The organism is Candidatus Chloroploca asiatica, from assembly GCF_002532075.1.
GTDB classification, from domain to species: domain Bacteria; phylum Chloroflexota; class Chloroflexia; order Chloroflexales; family Chloroflexaceae; genus Chloroploca; species Chloroploca asiatica.
The window spans coordinates 1-17,166 of sequence record NZ_LYXE01000170.1; the positions used below are offsets into that span (position 1 = coordinate 1).

Sequence of the window (17,166 nt, forward strand, 5' to 3'; positions counted from 1 at the left end):
CCTGGCCGCGTTGCAGCGGTCGTTGGCAGCCGCCATCGACCGCCTCTTGTTCCGGGCCTGACTTTGCATCAGCCCTGCGATGGTGCGGAACACGATGGTGCTGCGCCGGGCCGGGATATGACGCCATGTGTCGCACATGATCGCCTGCTTTCCGCTAGTGTCCAGGCCCACCCCGCCGCATCACCCAACCGCCCACCCCGCTGCGTGGCTCCATCCTCGCGTACCAGGCGTATATGCGCACACATGCGTCAAAAAGCCGTCGTTATGTTCAGTGCCGCCATCGCGGAAGCGGCGTCGCTGCGTTATGTTCAGCCCAACCCTCGGCCAAGTCAGCGTTTCAATGCTCGCCCGGCACGATGGCCGGGCGCGACTCGTTGATCGCATCGACCAGGAACGCCACTTCGGGTTTCAATGCTCGCCCGGCACGATGGCCGGGCGCGACGCCAACACCGAGCGCCAGATCGCTCAATTCTCAATGTTTCAATGCTCGCCCGGCACGATGGCCGGGCGCGACACGGCAACCACCGACGGGCGCGACGATGCCATGTTGTTTCAATGCTCGCCCGGCACGATGGCCGGGCGCGACTGACGGATCAACGCAGTGCCGGGAGTGCCAGGATGGTTTCAATGCTCGCCCGGCACGATGGCCGGGCGCGACGCCAGCGCATCTACGGATCGAGCGCTGATGGCGAGATGTTTCAATGCTCGCCCGGCACGATGGCCGGGCGCGACCCGCAAGCGGTTCACGCGCCAGCCCTCGCTGTACCCGTTTCAATGCTCGCCCGGCACGATGGCCGGGCGCGACTGACAATAGCATACTGACAGAAATTATGCAATAGGGGTTTCAATGCTCGCCCGGCACGATGGCCGGGCGCGACGTCAAGCCACTTCATTTCACCTTCGTAAGTGTGGTTTCAATGCTCGCCCGGCACGATGGCCGGGCGCGACAGTTGCTCCTCAACCTGGCACAGCGCCGCGTGCGCTGTTTCAATGCTCGCCCGGCACGATGGCCGGGCGCGACGTTGATCCGTATCGGATCACAACGAGCGGCAAGCGTTTCAATGCTCGCCCGGCACGATGGCCGGGCGCGACCCCATCGGCCTGCTGCGGGCGGCTGAAGTCTGGGTGTTTCAATGCTCGCCCGGCACGATGGCCGGGCGCGACCGCAAAAGGCACGGTGCTCGCCTCGTGGAAGAGGGTTTCAATGCTCGCCCGGCACGATGGCCGGGCGCGACCCGGGCTGCATTGCCAGCGGGCGGCCACGTCGTCATACGTGTTTCAATGCTCGCCCGGCACGATGGCCGGGCGCGACCCGGCGGCTGTTGCGCAGTCCCGGCGTTTTTACGATGTTTCAATGCTCGCCCGGCACGATGGCCGGGCGCGACAAGGCTATGGCCCTCGCCAGCAGGCAGTACGAACGTTTCAATGCTCGCCCGGCACGATGGCCGGGCGCGACCGTCAACAGATCGCCGAAGCCGCGTGCGACATCCGCGTTTCAATGCTCGCCCGGCACGATGGCCGGGCGCGACTGACTGATCACCTTGACGACCAGGCCGCCGAGTTGTTTCAATGCTCGCCCGGCACGATGGCCGGGCGCGACATCCGCCTCTGGAGCCGAGCGGCAGCGGGACAAGTTTCAATGCTCGCCCGGCACGATGGCCGGGCGCGACGTTCCACGCTGGACGCTGATTGATCGTCGTGAGCACTGTTTCAATGCTCGCCCGGCACGATGGCCGGGCGCGACACGAGAAACGTATAGAAGCTTTACGGAATGAAATGTTTCAATGCTCGCCCGGCACGATGGCCGGGCGCGACGCGGCTGTTGCGCAGCCCCGGCGTTTTTACGATGTTTCAATGCTCGCCCGGCACGATGGCCGGGCGCGACGCTGCGTCGGGCGCTTGTGCATAGAGGCAAGGATGAGGTTTCAATGCTCGCCCGGCACGATGGCCGGGCGCGACAGAACCAACAACTCTTCGGCAAGTCGCTCGAAGAGTTTCAATGCTCGCCCGGCACGATGGCCGGGCGCGACCGGTCGAGGCGCTGAACCCGGGCGAGAGTGCGACGGGTTTCAATGCTCGCCCGGCACGATGGCCGGGCGCGACCATAGCCACTGACAATCTCCGACGCCCCCACTTCGAACACGTTTCAATGCTCGCCCGGCACGATGGCCGGGCGCGACAAGTGCAATCTTGGCACCGCCACCATTGCTCGCCTGTTTCAATGCTCGCCCGGCACGATGGCCGGGCGCGACTTTCGGGATCGCCTGGTGTCGCCCATTGTTGATCTGTTTCAATGCTCGCCCGGCACGATGGCCGGGCGCGACAATCCACGGTGTACCGAAAGAAACGATTGAAAGGATGTTTCAATGCTCGCCCGGCACGATGGCCGGGCGCGACGGCGGTGGTTCGCCCAATCGCCACGAGTGCATAAGGAGTTTCAATGCTCGCCCGGCACGATGGCCGGGCGCGACAATATACCGCCATTCTCGCCTCGGTGTCAGGCGACGTTTCAATGCTCGCCCGGCACGATGGCCGGGCGCGACGCGGGTACTGCCGCGCTCAGAGCCCCACCGGAAAGGTTTCAATGCTCGCCCGGCACGATGGCCGGGCGCGACGCTCGTTGATCGCATCGACCAGGAAGGCCACTTCGGGTTTCAATGCTCGCCCGGCACGATGGCCGGGCGCGACCACCGAGTGGCGGCAAGGACGGCGCGTGGTGTGGAGTGTGTTTCAATGCTCGCCCGGCACGATGGCCGGGCGCGACTCAGCGCCCGCAACGAGTTGATTGAGTGCAACCTGTTTCAATGCTCGCCCGGCACGATGGCCGGGCGCGACTGTTTGATACGGCCCATAGGAGGCCGCATCAAACAGTTTCAATGCTCGCCCGGCACGATGGCCGGGCGCGACGCGGGTACTGCCGCGCTCAGAGCCCCACCGGAAAGGTTTCAATGCTCGCCCGGCACGATGGCCGGGCGCGACGCCGATAGCCGCCTGCGTTCATCGTGTCATTGATGTTTCAATGCTCGCCCGGCACGATGGCCGGGCGCGACCTGGCGTCACGAAGCATATCGGGGCTTGTTGGTCGTTTCAATGCTCGCCCGGCACGATGGCCGGGCGCGACGAACGGCATCACGCAGGCTAACGTCGAAACCGCCGTGTTTCAATGCTCGCCCGGCACGATGGCCGGGCGCGACAACAGACGTTTGGCGCGGCGAACGTGTTGCCGGTGTTTCAATGCTCGCCCGGCACGATGGCCGGGCGCGACGTGTTAGCGGCGCGCCTCATCGAGGGCATCACGTGGTTTCAATGCTCGCCCGGCACGATGGCCGGGCGCGACAGGCGAATGCCGTGCTTGCGGTTGACCCGTTGCTGCGTTTCAATGCTCGCCCGGCACGATGGCCGGGCGCGACCGACTCATATCCGCGTGGTACGCACCCGCTAAGGAGTTTCAATGCTCGCCCGGCACGATGGCCGGGCGCGACGAATGAGGGCCACCTTGCCCGCGTGCGGTATCAGCGTTTCAATGCTCGCCCGGCACGATGGCCGGGCGCGACCGCATGATCGCCGGGGCCATTGATGACTACATTGACGTTTCAATGCTCGCCCGGCACGATGGCCGGGCGCGACGCGCACAACCCGCGCCTGCCCTGCTCTCAACACGAAAGTTTCAATGCTCGCCCGGCACGATGGCCGGGCGCGACGGCAGCGTCTTGCATCAACATACTCTGCGGCACATCGTTTCAATGCTCGCCCGGCACGATGGCCGGGCGCGACCGCCCATCGTCGATCTGAACGTGCGTGCGTTGGTGTTTCAATGCTCGCCCGGCACGATGGCCGGGCGCGACCACTTGCAACAGCACGCTCTTGATCGCGCCGCGCTGGTTTCAATGCTCGCCCGGCACGATGGCCGGGCGCGACGACCGAGATGGCCCCGGCAACAAGCCGCCCCGTGCTGTTTCAATGCTCGCCCGGCACGATGGCCGGGCGCGACCGGTGATGTAGTTTGTTGTGTGAGCCTCTGTCACGGGTTTCAATGCTCGCCCGGCACGATGGCCGGGCGCGACCTTGGCTTTACCTCGCCGCTGGTGTCGCCATCCTTTGTTTCAATGCTCGCCCGGCACGATGGCCGGGCGCGACCACGGGGATGGGCGTCGGATGCAAAGCCTTCTGGGTTTCAATGCTCGCCCGGCACGATGGCCGGGCGCGACGTCGAACTGCGCCGCTACTGTGAGGAACTTGAGAGGTTTCAATGCTCGCCCGGCACGATGGCCGGGCGCGACATCCACCCGGCGTTGATGCCTCGATGATAACCGTTTCAATGCTCGCCCGGCACGATGGCCGGGCGCGACCGTTTCACCGCTTGCATCAAACAGCACCGGCGACGGGTTTCAATGCTCGCCCGGCACGATGGCCGGGCGCGACGGCTTCTTTTCGGTCGCTGGCCTTTTCCGCTTCCGGTTTCAATGCTCGCCCGGCACGATGGCCGGGCGCGACATTGCCGGGGCACCCACGGGCGGCGACTTCTACTACGTTTCAATGCTCGCCCGGCACGATGGCCGGGCGCGACTTGATGAAATCGTAATGGGTGTGCGTCGCGGCGTTGTTTCAATGCTCGCCCGGCACGATGGCCGGGCGCGACAGTTCCCGTGGGCGAACCAGGCCACAGCCGACGTTGTTTCAATGCTCGCCCGGCACGATGGCCGGGCGCGACGCTTGGAAGGCCACGATTGGCACTCCGAGGACTGTGTTTCAATGCTCGCCCGGCACGATGGCCGGGCGCGACCGCTATAACCTGATGTCAAAGATAGCATACCAGTGTAAGTTTCAATGCTCGCCCGGCACGATGGCCGGGCGCGACGTCGAAAAAACAAGGCATTGGCATTGACAGGATACCAGTTTCAATGCTCGCCCGGCACGATGGCCGGGCGCGACATCAATAAACGCATGAATAAGCGCGGCAAACAATAAGTTTCAATGCTCGCCCGGCACGATGGCCGGGCGCGACGCGCTGGCGGGGTTGATGGCGGCAGGGCACGCGACGTTTCAATGCTCGCCCGGCACGATGGCCGGGCGCGACAAGCGGCGCGGGCGCTGTGGAAGGCCCACAACGATCTGTTTCAATGCTCGCCCGGCACGATACTGGCGAAATCACGAAGATCGCCACTGCCCCGACCCCACAACGATCTGTTTCAATGCTCGCCCGGCACGATGGCCGGGCGCGACTGACAATCTCTGCCGCTTTTAACGCGGCGCTCGGTGTTTCAATGCTCGCCCGGCACGATGGCCGGGCGCGACAATAGGCCGGCGCGCTATTTTCTCAACATATCACTAGTTTCAATGCTCGCCCGGCACGATGGCCGGGCGCGACAAGCAAGTTCAAGTGATTGAGCCGCAAGAGCAAGTTTCAATGCTCGCCCGGCACGATGGCCGGGCGCGACGGGGATGTACGCCGTCGCTGCGCTGTGCCTCGAAGTTTCAATGCTCGCCCGGCACGATGGCCGGGCGCGACTCGCCGCCCGTTGGCGCCCCGGCAATCGTCGCCCCGAGTTTCAATGCTCGCCCGGCACGATGGCCGGGCGCGACGCGGCAGTGGCACCACCATCGGCACGCTGAACAACAGTTTCAATGCTCGCCCGGCACGATGGCCGGGCGCGACGGCCTTGGGGCCAGTGGGGTGAGCGTGCCATTGGTGTTTCAATGCTCGCCCGGCACGATGGCCGGGCGCGACCTGGCAGCGCAATGACGGCTATGGCCCTGCCACGGTTTCAATGCTCGCCCGGCACGATGGCCGGGCGCGACCCGAGGTGTGCCTCGACACTCGACACGCTGCCGTCGTGTTTCAATGCTCGCCCGGCACGATGGCCGGGCGCGACGTATCTGTTCAGTCACGGCACGCAGCAGGCAGACGGTTTCAATGCTCGCCCGGCACGATGGCCGGGCGCGACCTTGGCTTTACCTCGCCGCTGGTGTCGCCATCCTTTGTTTCAATGCTCGCCCGGCACGATGGCCGGGCGCGACGCCACTAAATAGCCGTTTTACCTTCGTTTTGGGTTGTTAAGGTGCAAGACGAAGGTTGATTATTGCTTTGCAGAACCTTCATACAACGCTCAGATACCTCTGGTAGCTGTCTTGAAGCTGTGTTATTGTCATGTTGATGCGCGAACCTCCCAGGATTTTGTGAGCATTCTGGGTTCGCGTTGTCACCCCCTATATCTAGTAGGCTTCTGAAGTTAAAAAATAAGCGGCTCGCGCTGGTCATGTTCAAGTGGTTTGCCCAGAACAGTGACATATTTTTTCCGTGGCTCTTGCAGCCGGTAGAGGCGGAGATTGTCTTGTTCTACGTCAATCTCTTGTTCAAGTGCGTCAATGAGTAGAGCCAAATTCACCTGATCAATGACACACTCGAAGACAGAGAGTTGCACTCGTTGACCAAACCGCTCACAAACTTTTGCCACACGTCGAAGTCTCCTCCGGCCTGCTGCTGTCTCTGTGTTGACATCGTATGTTATCAGAAGCTCCAACTGTTGACCTATCGCCCAAGAAAAGGGCTGTATTCTTCCAGGTCGCCACGCAGATGACGTGCAAGTAGACGTGCCTGGATGTAGGGGAGCAGTCCGATAGGCACTTTCTGGTTCAAGATCCGGTGGGTCACCTCCTCTTCTTTGCGTTTTTGATATGCTTCAAGCACCGTGCGACGCCCCTGGTCACTTAAATGCACTGCGCCACCGGGGAGTTCGACAAAATCATCTGCCTGAACCTGTTTTCGGTTGATCAGGGTAAGAGCGAGACGATCAGCAATAATTGGACGAAACTCTTCCATCAGATCAAGCGCCAGGGCAGGTCGCCCAGGGCGTAGGGCATGCAAAAAACCGACCTGTGGGTCAAGACCTACGCTTTCTAATGATGCTGAACACTCAGCTCTGAGAAGAGCGTATAAAAATGAGATGAGAGCATTGGCTCGATCACGTGGTGGCCGTCGGGTTCTTCCATCCATGGTGAAATGTGCTTTGTCACTTCGTATATGATACCCAAAGACGCTAAAATAGGTACGCGCTGCATCACCTTCAGATCCACGTAATTCGTCCATCGTGCGACAATCAGGCAATCGCGTAATTGTTTCAGCAAGGCGTTGGGATGCCTCAGAGAGTGCGGTTTTGGCCTCTGCAAGGCTTGCCTCTCGTGCACTACGAAGCAAAATCTGACGGCTGTTCTGTACTTTGGCTGCCACAATCTGTCGCGCAATGCGTAGGGTACGTTTCTTATCAGAGAGGGCGAGATGCTGGGCACGTCGCAGAAGTACATTGCCTCGAGCTTTGCCTTCAACGCGTGCTTTGAAGCGCCCATTTCGATCGAGCCAGACGAGATTGCGCCCATCTTCTGCACACCGCTGAATGAGAAACGGTGTGACCGTAACACGCCCAAAGACTACAATCCCTGTTAAGCGAAGAAGTGGCAAGCGAAGCTTGGTCTCTTGCTCAACCGTGATACGAATTGCATCGTGATCGAGATGAAGAACTGCGCCCTGAGTTTGTACGTAGAGTGTATTGAGAAGTTCACGCATAGCTTAACTACTCCACTTCACTTATAGCCTGAGGTTTGTAAAGCTCGGCTTGCATGATCCGTAGGCGTCGTTCTTGCCCAACGATCTCAGGGAGACAGGCATTGATCAACGAACAGTTTGGGCAACGAGCATCATGTGCCGCAGGAGGGAGCATATCCTGGTTCATTAGCATCTCCCTGATCGCTGCGACAAACTGCAGTGTCTGCGCCCGTAGTTCTGAATCAAAGATGATTTCGTGGCGTTTGCGGGTAGCTCCATAATAGATTGCCCCACGAGGGACTGAGACGTGAAACATCTCTTCAAGACATATGGCCTGAGCGCATAGTTGAACATCAGCATGTCTGCCATGGCGACGTCCGACTTTGTATTCAACAGGATAAGGCACATCATTGTGCCATTCGACTACGTCGGCTTTACCTTGTAAGCCATACTCTTCCGACCAGAGTGGTAAGCCGCGCTGCGTGATGGTGCCACGATTAGGTGTCTTGTCACCACTATCTACCCGCTCATGAGCCAGGCTGCCACGAATAGTGTACACATTTTCATCATAAGTCTGCTCGATGTGAATCAGGGCGCATTGGCGTGGGCAGTAGCTATAATGCTCAATCGCCGAGAGCAATACGTCGGGATGCATGTCGTCTTCAGTGTATGGCGGCACACCCGAGGGTTTTTGTTGATATGAATTCATATCCCTTATCCATGTACAAGTTTGGTCAGGCTTACCTTCTCAGGCATGTCTTCTTCATTGATCTTGATCTGATAATCATTGAAAGACCGAGGAACTGCCACTTCTGTACGACGTTCAACCGTGATACGTTCCAGCAAGCGATGAGCAGGGGCATCGCCCAGAGCAGAGGTGTGACTAAAGATGTAGAGGCCACGACTGGCCATAAAACCGCGTGAGGCAGAGCGATCAACATCCCACATCAGTTCAAGTGCTTGCCAGAACAGAGTCATGTCCTCTGCTGTCACACCGGTTTGCCGAGCAAAGTGCGGATTAAAGAACCCATGCGCTCGGTAGAGGCCATAAGGAACAAAGGATTTGCGGCCCATAGTGCCGAATTTATCACTTTCGTCACCTTCTGCACGCTTGGACTGGGATGCATTTTGTGCCGGGCCAACAATTGTAATATCCATTGGTGCAATTGGATCGATCGAGCGCGCAAATGTCAACTGAATGGGACCGCGTACCTGCCCTGCATTTGCCTCTTTCATACTCATGACTGCACCAAACATCCGGACATCAAAAAATTCTTCACACATCCAGGTGCGTCCCTCGTTGATGGATCCGCTTTTTCCACCCTCGGAGTGCGATCCAAAGATGCGGTTACGTGTATCCGTCAAATATGCGCCATGTTGAACATAGATCTTCAATCGCTCTTGCTTTCCATAACCCATATCAATCCAGTCACGAACTTTGCGCTTCAAAGCAACATCCGTGACCAGTCCTTGATTCGTTTCCGGATCAGTACGAGGCAAATTTCCGGCATCGGGGTCGCCATTAGGATTACCGTCGGTGACATCAAAAAGCAGGACGAAATCGTGTCGACGTGCAACATCGGTGATGAGTTCCTCGTTAATCATGATGAGCTCCTTCATAGAAGTGATAGGCTTATGATATACGTCACAATCGCCCGAGCCTACCCGATAGGGGCAGGCGAAGTATGTTGTAAGGATTATGCGTCAGAAAACATGCTTTCCTGCGCAGGGTTTTCGGCTTGCTTGCGTTCACGGGCAGCCCGGGCCTGCGCTCGATTGAAGGCACGCTGGTGATAAAAACCAAGCATGAAGAGCCCTTGCTGCTCAAGGGTCAGCACTGTTGGAAAGCCTTGCAGTTGACTGAGAATCTCTTCTAGTCGCCGATCAAGTGCGTAATATGCTCGTTCATTGTCTCGCGCCAGTTTGGTCAAGTGTGGCTGTGCGCCACGGACGAGACGATGAAAAACGAGCTGTGGTGCTGAAGAAGCCGTACCAAAAAAGCGCTCAACAACGGTTGTGGTGCCAATCGCTTCGTCCTGGATGTCAGCCAGAACTGCAAGCAAACGACCACACTGATACCCGGGATCGGGATGCGCGGGATCAAGGGCAACCATAAAAGTGTTCTCCTTCTGCTGGTAATGGGTGACAAGAATCAGTTTGATCAGTGCAGCACGAGACAAGGTGACACGCTGTTCTGCGCGTGCTCTCCCTATCACCTGCGCCAACAATGCAACAGGAACTGGCGTGCCAAGCAGAGCCGACGATAACAATGCTGGTGGTATGGACGCAATTAACCCCTCACGATCTGCTTTGCCATCGCCTTGGATCCGTAAGGTTGCATCAGCTAATCGAGCAATGCCAAGCGGTGCAGCGATCTGTCCGCTTTCATTAACAATCTGTTGACGTGCGAACCATTCGTGTAAATTCTGCTTCACGACACCAACGGTTGCATCAATCCAATCACGGATCACCGCACGTCCACCCCCGGCCGAAAGCACTATCGCATAAAAAGCGGTAGCATCAACCTCTGGTTCTGCCCTACCCAGATAGGCTGAATCACGTAACGCCTTTACGTCATGCGCCTGTGGTTCTGAGAGCATAGAATGCAAGTTCAGGCCAGTGATTGGCCGTTTAGTCCAGTACACAAAGATCGTATTGCCCAGCACAAAGCGGCTTTCCTGATCACCTAAGAGATGATTCAAAGCCTTTGTAAAGCGTTCACCACAATCTGCACAAGTTGGGGCTACGAGTGATGCCTCTAGCCCATAAGACTCAAATGCTTTTTCATTGGCTGAAATCACGGATGTTCCAGCTGTTTGACCTCCTGGAATGCCTTTGATCTTGCCTTGCAGACGGGTAAGTACGGGTCGCTCGCGTCCACAAATCAGGCATTGCATTATGGTCGCGTTGCGACTGGCAGGATTGTGTTCCTGTGCCCAAAATTCTTGCACCCCAGGTAGTTCGGTTGGAAACTCACCATCTACCCGAAAGGTGATCAAGGCACTGGGGTCGAAATCGTCGGGTAACTGAAGTTTGCCTGTCGGATCATTCGTCACAAACGCGAGAATAGCCTGGACAGCAACTTCTTGAGTGTCCGCAGCACACCGGGCAACCAAGTCGCAATACGCCTGGTGGCATGCTCGTACACGTTCTGGTTTCGCCTGCTCGCCTCCAAGTCCCAACGTATAGTCAGCTTTGTCAGCGAAGAGGAGTGGACGAATGACGTTGGCACGTTGCACTTGTGGCACATATCGTTGTGTCCCTCGTTTTGTACGTGCATTAGCAGGATCAGCTGTATCCGTTGGATAAGGACTGAGGAGTTTACCCGTGAAATCAAGCTCAATAATGTAACGTACTGGCATTTCACTGTACAACGTCGGTGGTAGCGCCATACGCTCATCTGCATATTCCTTCAGCCGCTGTAGTAACATATACACCTCCTGGTTTATGGGTGGCTGGGAATAGAGAGAATCCCTCGCTCAAGGCGTGCATTGAAGAAACGAGGTGTACCACGCCCTGAACGATCAGGTGCGTAGTTCAGATCAAAAAGCATTGGCCCAAGTTCGCCTGATAGTTCAATTGGTGTTTCACTGCCGTCAGGTTCCGCAAAACTGGCGGTAAATTCGCGGCATCCCAGATACGGCATCGTAAAGCAACGTCCTTCACGGACTCGCCGTCGTAACTGATCGCGATACTTCACGACATCAGCATCTGCATGCGGACGGAGCATAACCTGCGCCTCGATCACATAATCAACCTGGCGCAACGCAAGCGTATGGCGCTGAGCGCGATCACTCGTCGCGTCATACCCTCCTCCACTCTGTTGCCAGGCTTTGGCGGTACGCTCACTCTGGCGGTTTTTGATTTCATTGCGCAGGATAGAGAAATATCGAATAGGCTTCAGAACGTGAATTGCCACAATCCGCCAGTCAAATTCTGGCTTCCAGAAGATGGCTTCGAGGAACCCTCGTGCCGCCGAGGGGGTCATCACAGGATAACTGACCCGTTCAACCTTCATCTCAGGTCGGGTAAAGCAGGCAAAATCACCCCAGACCCGTACCGCTACTGGTGGATACGCTTCCATATAAGATCTACCTCCTGTTAAAAGATCATCAACGATCGTTCGTCATCGGGAACCAGACCCCGTATATGATCATATTGCCCATGCCAGATACCAATGCCTTCCAGGGGAAGTTCTTCAATGAGACCGGACTTGCGATGCTGCTGTGCCTCACGCAGAGGAATCGAGACAAGATAGGGCTGAAGTCGACGGATGGCAGTACGAGCCTGAGCCGGCTCTTCCCGCAAGAGTGTCAGTGCATCTTGCACATACTGGTGTATGACATCGTTATCTGGTGGATAGGTTGTAACGACAACATGCTCGATTGCCTCATCAATAAGGTGGAACCGTTTGGCAACCTCAGGATAATTCAGTTGCTCACGCAGCACCTGGATTTGCTTGCTATCCAGGTCAATACTTGCAAACAACTCCCGGAAGTAGCGGCGCAGATCATCAGGAGCATCAAGATCCACACCAACTCCGCCAACAAGGGTTCGCGTGACATCGGTGGCAGTTCGATATGCTCCTGAAGGGATGCCACCATCAACTGGCTCAAAAACAACAACACGTCCACGTTCCAGAAGCCCTTCACGATTGCAACGCCCAGCTGCCTGGATCACCCGATCGAGCGGCCCGAACGCACGGAACACGAGGGGAAAATCGAGGTCAACACCGGCCTCAATCACCTGGGTTGAAATCAGGCGGCACGGTAGCCCGTTCTGAAGACGTGCTTTGACTTGTGCAATCACATCACGACGATGAGCACCACAGAGCAGGGTAGAAAGATGGATTGCGGTCGGGTCTTCCATAGCCTCAAGCAGTGCCAACGCATCTTTTTTCGTATTGACGACAACCAGGGCTTGCGGATGTGCGTGGAGCATCTTCGCAATATCTGCCCACGCCAGCGGCTGTTCAATGTGCCACTCATACTCGACTCGTTTGAGCGCCCGAAACCATTGGACTGCATCAGGAATAATCTCGTGTGCTCGTAGGTCGGCAAACGCCTTGATATGCTCAAAGGCTGGTTGCGTAGCTGTCGAGAGGACAACAGTAGAGCCGTAATTGGTACAAAGCTCTTTCAGACCATCGAGGATTGGTGCCAACATTCCTGCTGGTAACGCCTGAGCCTCATCGAGAATAATCACACTTCGGGCAAGACGGTGCAGCTTGCGGCAACGACCAGTTTGATGAGCAAACATGCTCTCAAAGAGTTGCACTGTTGTTGTGACTACGACTGGTGCATCCCAGTTTTCCGCAGCAAGCCGTTGCCAGCGCGCTTCTGGGCTATATTCATGATCGTCACGCCCTGTAACACCACTGTGATGTTCGAGTACAAGTGGCTCGGAGTCATCCTCATGCTCAAAGATCGCACGGTATTCCTCTGCTGTCTGTTCAGTGATGCTGATAAAAGGCACTGCTACAATGATACGACGAAGACCATGATGTACCGCATGTTGCAATCCAAAGACCATGCCTGAGCGTGTCTTGCCGCCACCAGTTGGTATTGCGAGACGAAAGAGCCCGGGCGGTAGTTCGGCTGCAGCAACACATGCCTGGTACATGGCATCGCGTGCTGTGTTGACAAACGTGGTTTGGCGGTTAGCCTCAAGATGTTTCTGATTAACCATAAAGCGTGCCAGCAAGTCTGCCATTGTTACTGAACTACCACGAAGTTTAGCGCGTTGCTGGTTCATGTGAGCTTCAGTATCGAGATAATCTGCATCGACCAATGCTGAAAAGAGCATGCGTAGGAAAAATTCGCTCCCTCGAGAATCCTTCACAAAAGAAGGCCCCTCAAGTGGCTTGGTTGGTTCGATCTCTGGTAGCAATACTTGCACGCGACGAATAGCCTCCTCCACCGAAGAGGTTTTGCCATCGGGTTCAAGGTCTTTTGTCTGACGTTCCTTCAGCCATGTGCGGCACTCAACCAGCGTATTGAGGCCACCATGATGACCTTGGATCAGCAATGCAAGCGCATCCATATGACGTGTGGCAAAGGTTGCTCCTGCCGCTTTATGATCCGGACCACGCTGCTTTCTTGTGGGATTGGCATAACATTGTCGGAGGTATGCCTGAAAAGCCGGGCGACTTTTACCAATATCGTGCCAGAGCCCAAGATAATAACCAAGTGTGCCCGCACCAAAAGGCTCTGCAAATTCACGGGTTAGCTCTGCAACCCTTTTGAGGTGCCCACTCAAGGTGTGCCATGCAGTAGAACCGTGGGCAGGGGTATGTGCAACCAATTCGTCATCAGGGCTAGTCGTGTGCTCTATCCCATACATCCGCATCTGCCGCCGTACTTCGCCAATGATCTGTTCACGCAGGGGCGTTGGCTCGATCACTTCACACGCTGGTCCCCAGCCCCTGATCCAGCCCATCATCTCCTGGGGTTCATCAATCTCGGCTGTCCAGTTCAACTTTGCTTCGTTATCCACTTCGGTATGTTGCGAAGGATGCCAGACGGCCTCAAGTACCCGTCGGATCGTTTGATTGCCACTGAAACGCAGCCGTACGGTTGTTGGCTGATCGTCCAGGTCAAACCAGATGCCCCATGCTCCGGCGAGCAGGGCGTTGGGATCAAAGTCTGGAGGTATGGTGAAGGGTTCGTCGGTGAGTTCGATGCGTTCGATGCGTTCGACTTTGCGGGTGCGCAGTTTGCCCGGTGGCTCGGCGAGGCCAATGGCGTAGGTGCTGTAGCCGATCGCTGATGGTTCGAGCATATATGGCGCAAAGGTGTGTTGAAAGGCGCGTTGCGCCTGCAATGGGCGGTACCACATACGGAGTTTGACGCCCGTGGCCCAGGCTTCGGTGAGCTTTTCCAGGGTACGCTGATAGTCGCCAGGTTGTTTTGGCAAGCGGTTGCGCAAGATGGTCGTCGTGCCGCTGATGTGCTGGCCGAGCACCGGCATCAAGCTCTGCAATGATGTGCCGAGTTTTTCAAGCGTCGCAACCGTGTGTTCGTTCGGTTTGTCGCTATAGCGTGCGAGCAGACGACACGCCAGAAAGACGGCGAGGGCTTCGTGCAGACGGAGATGGATCTGGCTGAGGTAGGCGGTGCGTTCGATGTAGATCAGGCCGTCGTCAGTTAGGCGGACGGGAATGCCGTTGTCGATCATCCCTTGCACCAGGCGTCCAATCGTTGAACGATGCACTTCGCAGCGACGGGCTATTTCCGCCTGCGAAAGCGGCACGCGACTCGTCAATAAAAGCCGCTCTACCTGTCCAATGCGATCTGATTTGGCAAATGCTCGTGTCATGGTTCTCTCCTGCAATTGAGCATATCATATGCCTGCGACCAAAATTGCAACAAGACTGTGGTATGAGGATAAGAAAGAGCAGATGATCTTGTTGCAGTATGAATCACCACCACTGCCGAAAAAGCCGCAGCCGACCAGTCTCGTCTTCTTCCAACTGAATACCCTGATCTTCCAGGTCGGCCAGATCGCGCATGACAGTCGAACGCGGGATACCCAGCCGTGTTGCAAGTTCCGCCTGGGATAAGGGCTCGGTAGCGAGCATCTCCTGGTACCGTGCGAGGCGTTCGCGTTTGCGTTGCTTGCTGCCAAACATTGCAACACCTCCTGTGTGAGCATTACGTCTGCTGTGCTCACCGTACCAGGGTGCTGTTGCAGGTAGTGCAACGCCGCATAGATTGTCTGGACGTAAAATGGCCCTGCGAGAAGCCTGGTTCAACAACCAGGCTTCTCGCAGGGCTGTGTTTCATTCTCCTCCCACCCTACTGCTGGCGCACCGGTGCATTCCAGCTCCCCACCACGGCGGGGCACGGCGCCGCCGTGCCCGTACGGGGGCGGCGGCATCGCCGTGCCCGTACGGGGGCGGCACGGCGGTGGGGCACGGCAGCGCCGTGCCCGTCCGGTGTAGGGGCGCAGCAGCCCACGGGCCACCGTGGGTGGCATCTGCCCCCGTATGCTGCTGCGCCCCCTGGCGTGTTGGTGGTGCCCCTCCGCCCCGGATTGAATCAAGGAGGCGTTTCATGTCCACGGCAGCAGGGCGCAGCAGCGACGAGGGGGGCGGGGTGATGAACGGGGCGGGCGACTGGGCTGCTGCGCCCCTACGGGGTGGTGGTGCTGGTGCCGCGCGCGGCGGGGGCACGGCGGCGCCGTGCCCGCACGGGGGGATGGCGATGGGGCACGGCGCCGCCGTGCCCGTACGGGGGGGGCGATGGGTCGGCGTCGAGGCACGGCGGCGCCGTGCCCGCACGGGGGATGGGCAAAGGGGCGGCGTGTGGGGCGCGTGCTTCGGCCTGACGGCCATGGGATGGCACTCCTTGCCATTGCTGCTGCGCCCACCGGCATTCTCTACAAAAGAAACCTGCACAACATCATCAAAGCTGAGCTATAATCAAGAAGGTACGTCTTATGCAGACAGAATAGTCCAACAGATGCCACGAGGAGTCCATGAAACTCAAAGGACGTGTTGCGATCATTACAGGTGCCTCTAGCGGGGTTGGCTACGCCACGGCTCGTGTCTTCGCCCGCGAAGGGGCCACCGTCATTGTTGCTGCTCGCCGCCGGGATCGTCTCGAGCACCTCGTTGCTGAAATTGCTGGTGAAGGGCAACAGGGTTTTAGTATTCCCACCGATGTGACCGACTCGACCCAGGTACAACGCTTGATTGAGCAGACGGTTGCGCTGCTCGGCCGGATTGATATCCTGGTCAACTGTGCTGGTGGCATGATGAAGATTTCACCCATCGAACAGTTTACCGATAGCGAATGGCGTTCGATCATTGATACCAATCTGACTGGTGTCTTTTATACGTCCAGGGCTGTTATTCCCTATATGAAACGGCAGCGCAGCGGTACGATCATCAACCTCGGCTCACGTGTCGGCAAGATCGGTATCGCCAATATCAGCCCCTTCAGCGCCGCCAAATTTGCGCTCGCTGGGCTCTCGCAATCGCTCGCCCAGGAAGTACGCCCGTACAATATCTTTGTGACCAATATCATCTCAGGGATGATCAACGCCGATCTCGCTCCACTCAATCCCGATGAGACCTTCCGCCGTCGTTTGCTTACGACCGATGATGTTGCCCAGGCGATTCTCTGGACATGTACGTTGCCAGCGAGTCTCCGCGTTGATGAGTTGCCGATTATGCCGCGGCAAGTCGATTTGTGATATGTGGATGGTAGGCGATCAGGAACGGCTTCGCTCGTCCTGATCGCCTACCCAGGGAGCAACTCCCGAGAACAACAATGGTTACGCAAATTATTGGTGACTACGAGATTACCTACGAGCCCAACGCAGAACCAGCCTTGCTGATCTACCATGTTGTCCGTGGCTACGATGCGCTGATGATGAACCAGCCGGCAACGGATCTTTTGCGTGAGTTGCTGGCCGTTCAGCAAAAACGCATTCGTGAGATCGGTGGCTACCGTGCCATTTTTGGCTCGGGCGGCGATGTTGTCTTTTATACCCCCGCCGGTCAACGGGCATGCTACTTTAACGAAGCCCACAGTGTACTGCTAGCACGGATGCTTGGGGTAACAACTCCCTAGCTCGCTGCTGTCTGCCCGCCTTCAATGAACAGCGAAGGAGCCCCCGCT

Annotated in this window: 10 protein-coding genes and 2 CRISPR repeat arrays; of the genes, 2 read left to right on the forward strand and 8 right to left on the reverse strand. The window is 57.6% G+C overall.

Annotated elements, in window-relative coordinates:
• The first annotated feature begins 334 nt into the window (after window positions 1–334).
• Window positions 335–5,078: a CRISPR direct-repeat array (repeat unit 37 nt; unit sequence GTTTCAATGCTCGCCCGGCACGATGGCCGGGCGCGAC).
• Window positions 5,079–5,186: 108 nt separating this feature from the next.
• A CRISPR array of direct repeats spans window positions 5,187–6,018; the repeat unit is 37 nt; unit sequence GTTTCAATGCTCGCCCGGCACGATGGCCGGGCGCGAC.
• A gap of 212 nt (window positions 6,019–6,230) precedes the next feature.
• The 8 genes from cas2 to A9Q02_RS20195 all read right to left on the reverse strand — a co-directional run bounded on the left by cas2 (window position 6,231) and on the right by A9Q02_RS20195 (window position 15,170).
• Window positions 6,231–6,521, reverse strand: a complete 291-nt coding sequence (gene cas2, locus A9Q02_RS20160) for a CRISPR-associated endonuclease Cas2 (RefSeq protein WP_097654874.1) — start codon at window positions 6,519–6,521, stop codon at window positions 6,231–6,233.
• Between the two features lie 8 nt (window positions 6,522–6,529).
• Window positions 6,530–7,561 (reverse strand): type I-C CRISPR-associated endonuclease Cas1c, encoded by a 1,032-nt coding sequence (gene cas1c / locus A9Q02_RS20165; RefSeq protein WP_097654875.1) that lies wholly within the window; start codon window positions 7,559–7,561, stop codon window positions 6,530–6,532.
• Between the two features lie 7 nt (window positions 7,562–7,568).
• Window positions 7,569–8,249 carry a CRISPR-associated protein Cas4 gene (cas4, locus tag A9Q02_RS20170; protein ID WP_216361567.1) on the reverse strand — a complete coding sequence of 227 codons (681 nt, stop codon included), beginning with the start codon at window positions 8,247–8,249 and terminating at the stop codon, window positions 7,569–7,571.
• 5 nt (window positions 8,250–8,254) lie between these two features.
• Entirely contained in the window at window positions 8,255–9,145 is an 891-nt protein-coding gene (gene cas7c, locus A9Q02_RS20175; RefSeq protein WP_097654876.1) for a type I-C CRISPR-associated protein Cas7/Csd2, read from the reverse strand.
• A gap of 92 nt (window positions 9,146–9,237) precedes the next feature.
• The gene (cas8c, locus tag A9Q02_RS20180) at window positions 9,238–10,971 is read right to left on the reverse strand and encodes a type I-C CRISPR-associated protein Cas8c/Csd1 (RefSeq protein ID WP_097654877.1); all 1,734 of its coding nucleotides are present in this window, start codon (window positions 10,969–10,971) and stop codon (window positions 9,238–9,240) included.
• Window positions 10,972–10,985: 14 nt separating this feature from the next.
• On the reverse strand, window positions 10,986–11,624 hold the full coding sequence (gene cas5c, locus A9Q02_RS20185; protein ID WP_097654878.1) for a type I-C CRISPR-associated protein Cas5c: 639 nt from the start codon (window positions 11,622–11,624) through the stop codon (window positions 10,986–10,988).
• A 17-nt stretch (window positions 11,625–11,641) separates the two neighbouring features.
• Entirely contained in the window at window positions 11,642–14,857 is a 3,216-nt protein-coding gene (locus A9Q02_RS20190) for a CRISPR-associated endonuclease Cas3'' (protein WP_097654879.1), read from the reverse strand.
• A 103-nt stretch (window positions 14,858–14,960) separates the two neighbouring features.
• Window positions 14,961–15,170: an HTH domain-containing protein gene (locus tag A9Q02_RS20195; RefSeq protein ID WP_097654880.1), complete on the reverse strand. Its 210-nt coding sequence runs from the start codon at window positions 15,168–15,170 to the stop codon at window positions 14,961–14,963.
• An 848-nt stretch (window positions 15,171–16,018) separates the two neighbouring features.
• Here A9Q02_RS20195 and A9Q02_RS20200 point away from each other — a divergent pair.
• Window positions 16,019–16,738: an SDR family oxidoreductase gene (locus A9Q02_RS20200; protein WP_097654881.1), complete on the forward strand. Its 720-nt coding sequence runs from the start codon at window positions 16,019–16,021 to the stop codon at window positions 16,736–16,738.
• A 77-nt stretch (window positions 16,739–16,815) separates the two neighbouring features.
• On the forward strand, window positions 16,816–17,118 hold the full coding sequence (locus tag A9Q02_RS20205) for a hypothetical protein (protein ID WP_097654882.1): 303 nt from the start codon (window positions 16,816–16,818) through the stop codon (window positions 17,116–17,118).
• Window positions 17,119–17,166 lie beyond the last annotated feature (48 nt).

What these genes read in the sequence shown, in the direction of transcription:
- A9Q02_RS20205 (WP_097654882.1), top strand. Translation starts at nt 16,816, where the DNA reads ATGGTTACGCAAATTATTGGTGACTACGAGATTACCTACGAGCCCAAC.
- cas5c (WP_097654878.1), bottom strand. Translation starts at nt 11,624, where the DNA reads ATGGAAGCGTATCCACCAGTAGCGGTACGGGTCTGGGGTGATTTTGCC.
- cas7c (WP_097654876.1), bottom strand. Translation starts at nt 9,145, where the DNA reads ATGATTAACGAGGAACTCATCACCGATGTTGCACGTCGACACGATTTC.
- cas1c (WP_097654875.1), bottom strand. Translation starts at nt 7,561, where the DNA reads ATGCGTGAACTTCTCAATACACTCTACGTACAAACTCAGGGCGCAGTT.
- cas4 (WP_216361567.1), bottom strand. Translation starts at nt 8,249, where the DNA reads ATGAATTCATATCAACAAAAACCCTCGGGTGTGCCGCCATACACTGAA.
- cas8c (WP_097654877.1), bottom strand. Translation starts at nt 10,971, where the DNA reads ATGTTACTACAGCGGCTGAAGGAATATGCAGATGAGCGTATGGCGCTA.
- A9Q02_RS20195 (WP_097654880.1), bottom strand. Translation starts at nt 15,170, where the DNA reads ATGTTTGGCAGCAAGCAACGCAAACGCGAACGCCTCGCACGGTACCAG.
- A9Q02_RS20200 (WP_097654881.1), top strand. Translation starts at nt 16,019, where the DNA reads ATGAAACTCAAAGGACGTGTTGCGATCATTACAGGTGCCTCTAGCGGG.
- A9Q02_RS20190 (WP_097654879.1), bottom strand. Translation starts at nt 14,857, where the DNA reads ATGACACGAGCATTTGCCAAATCAGATCGCATTGGACAGGTAGAGCGG.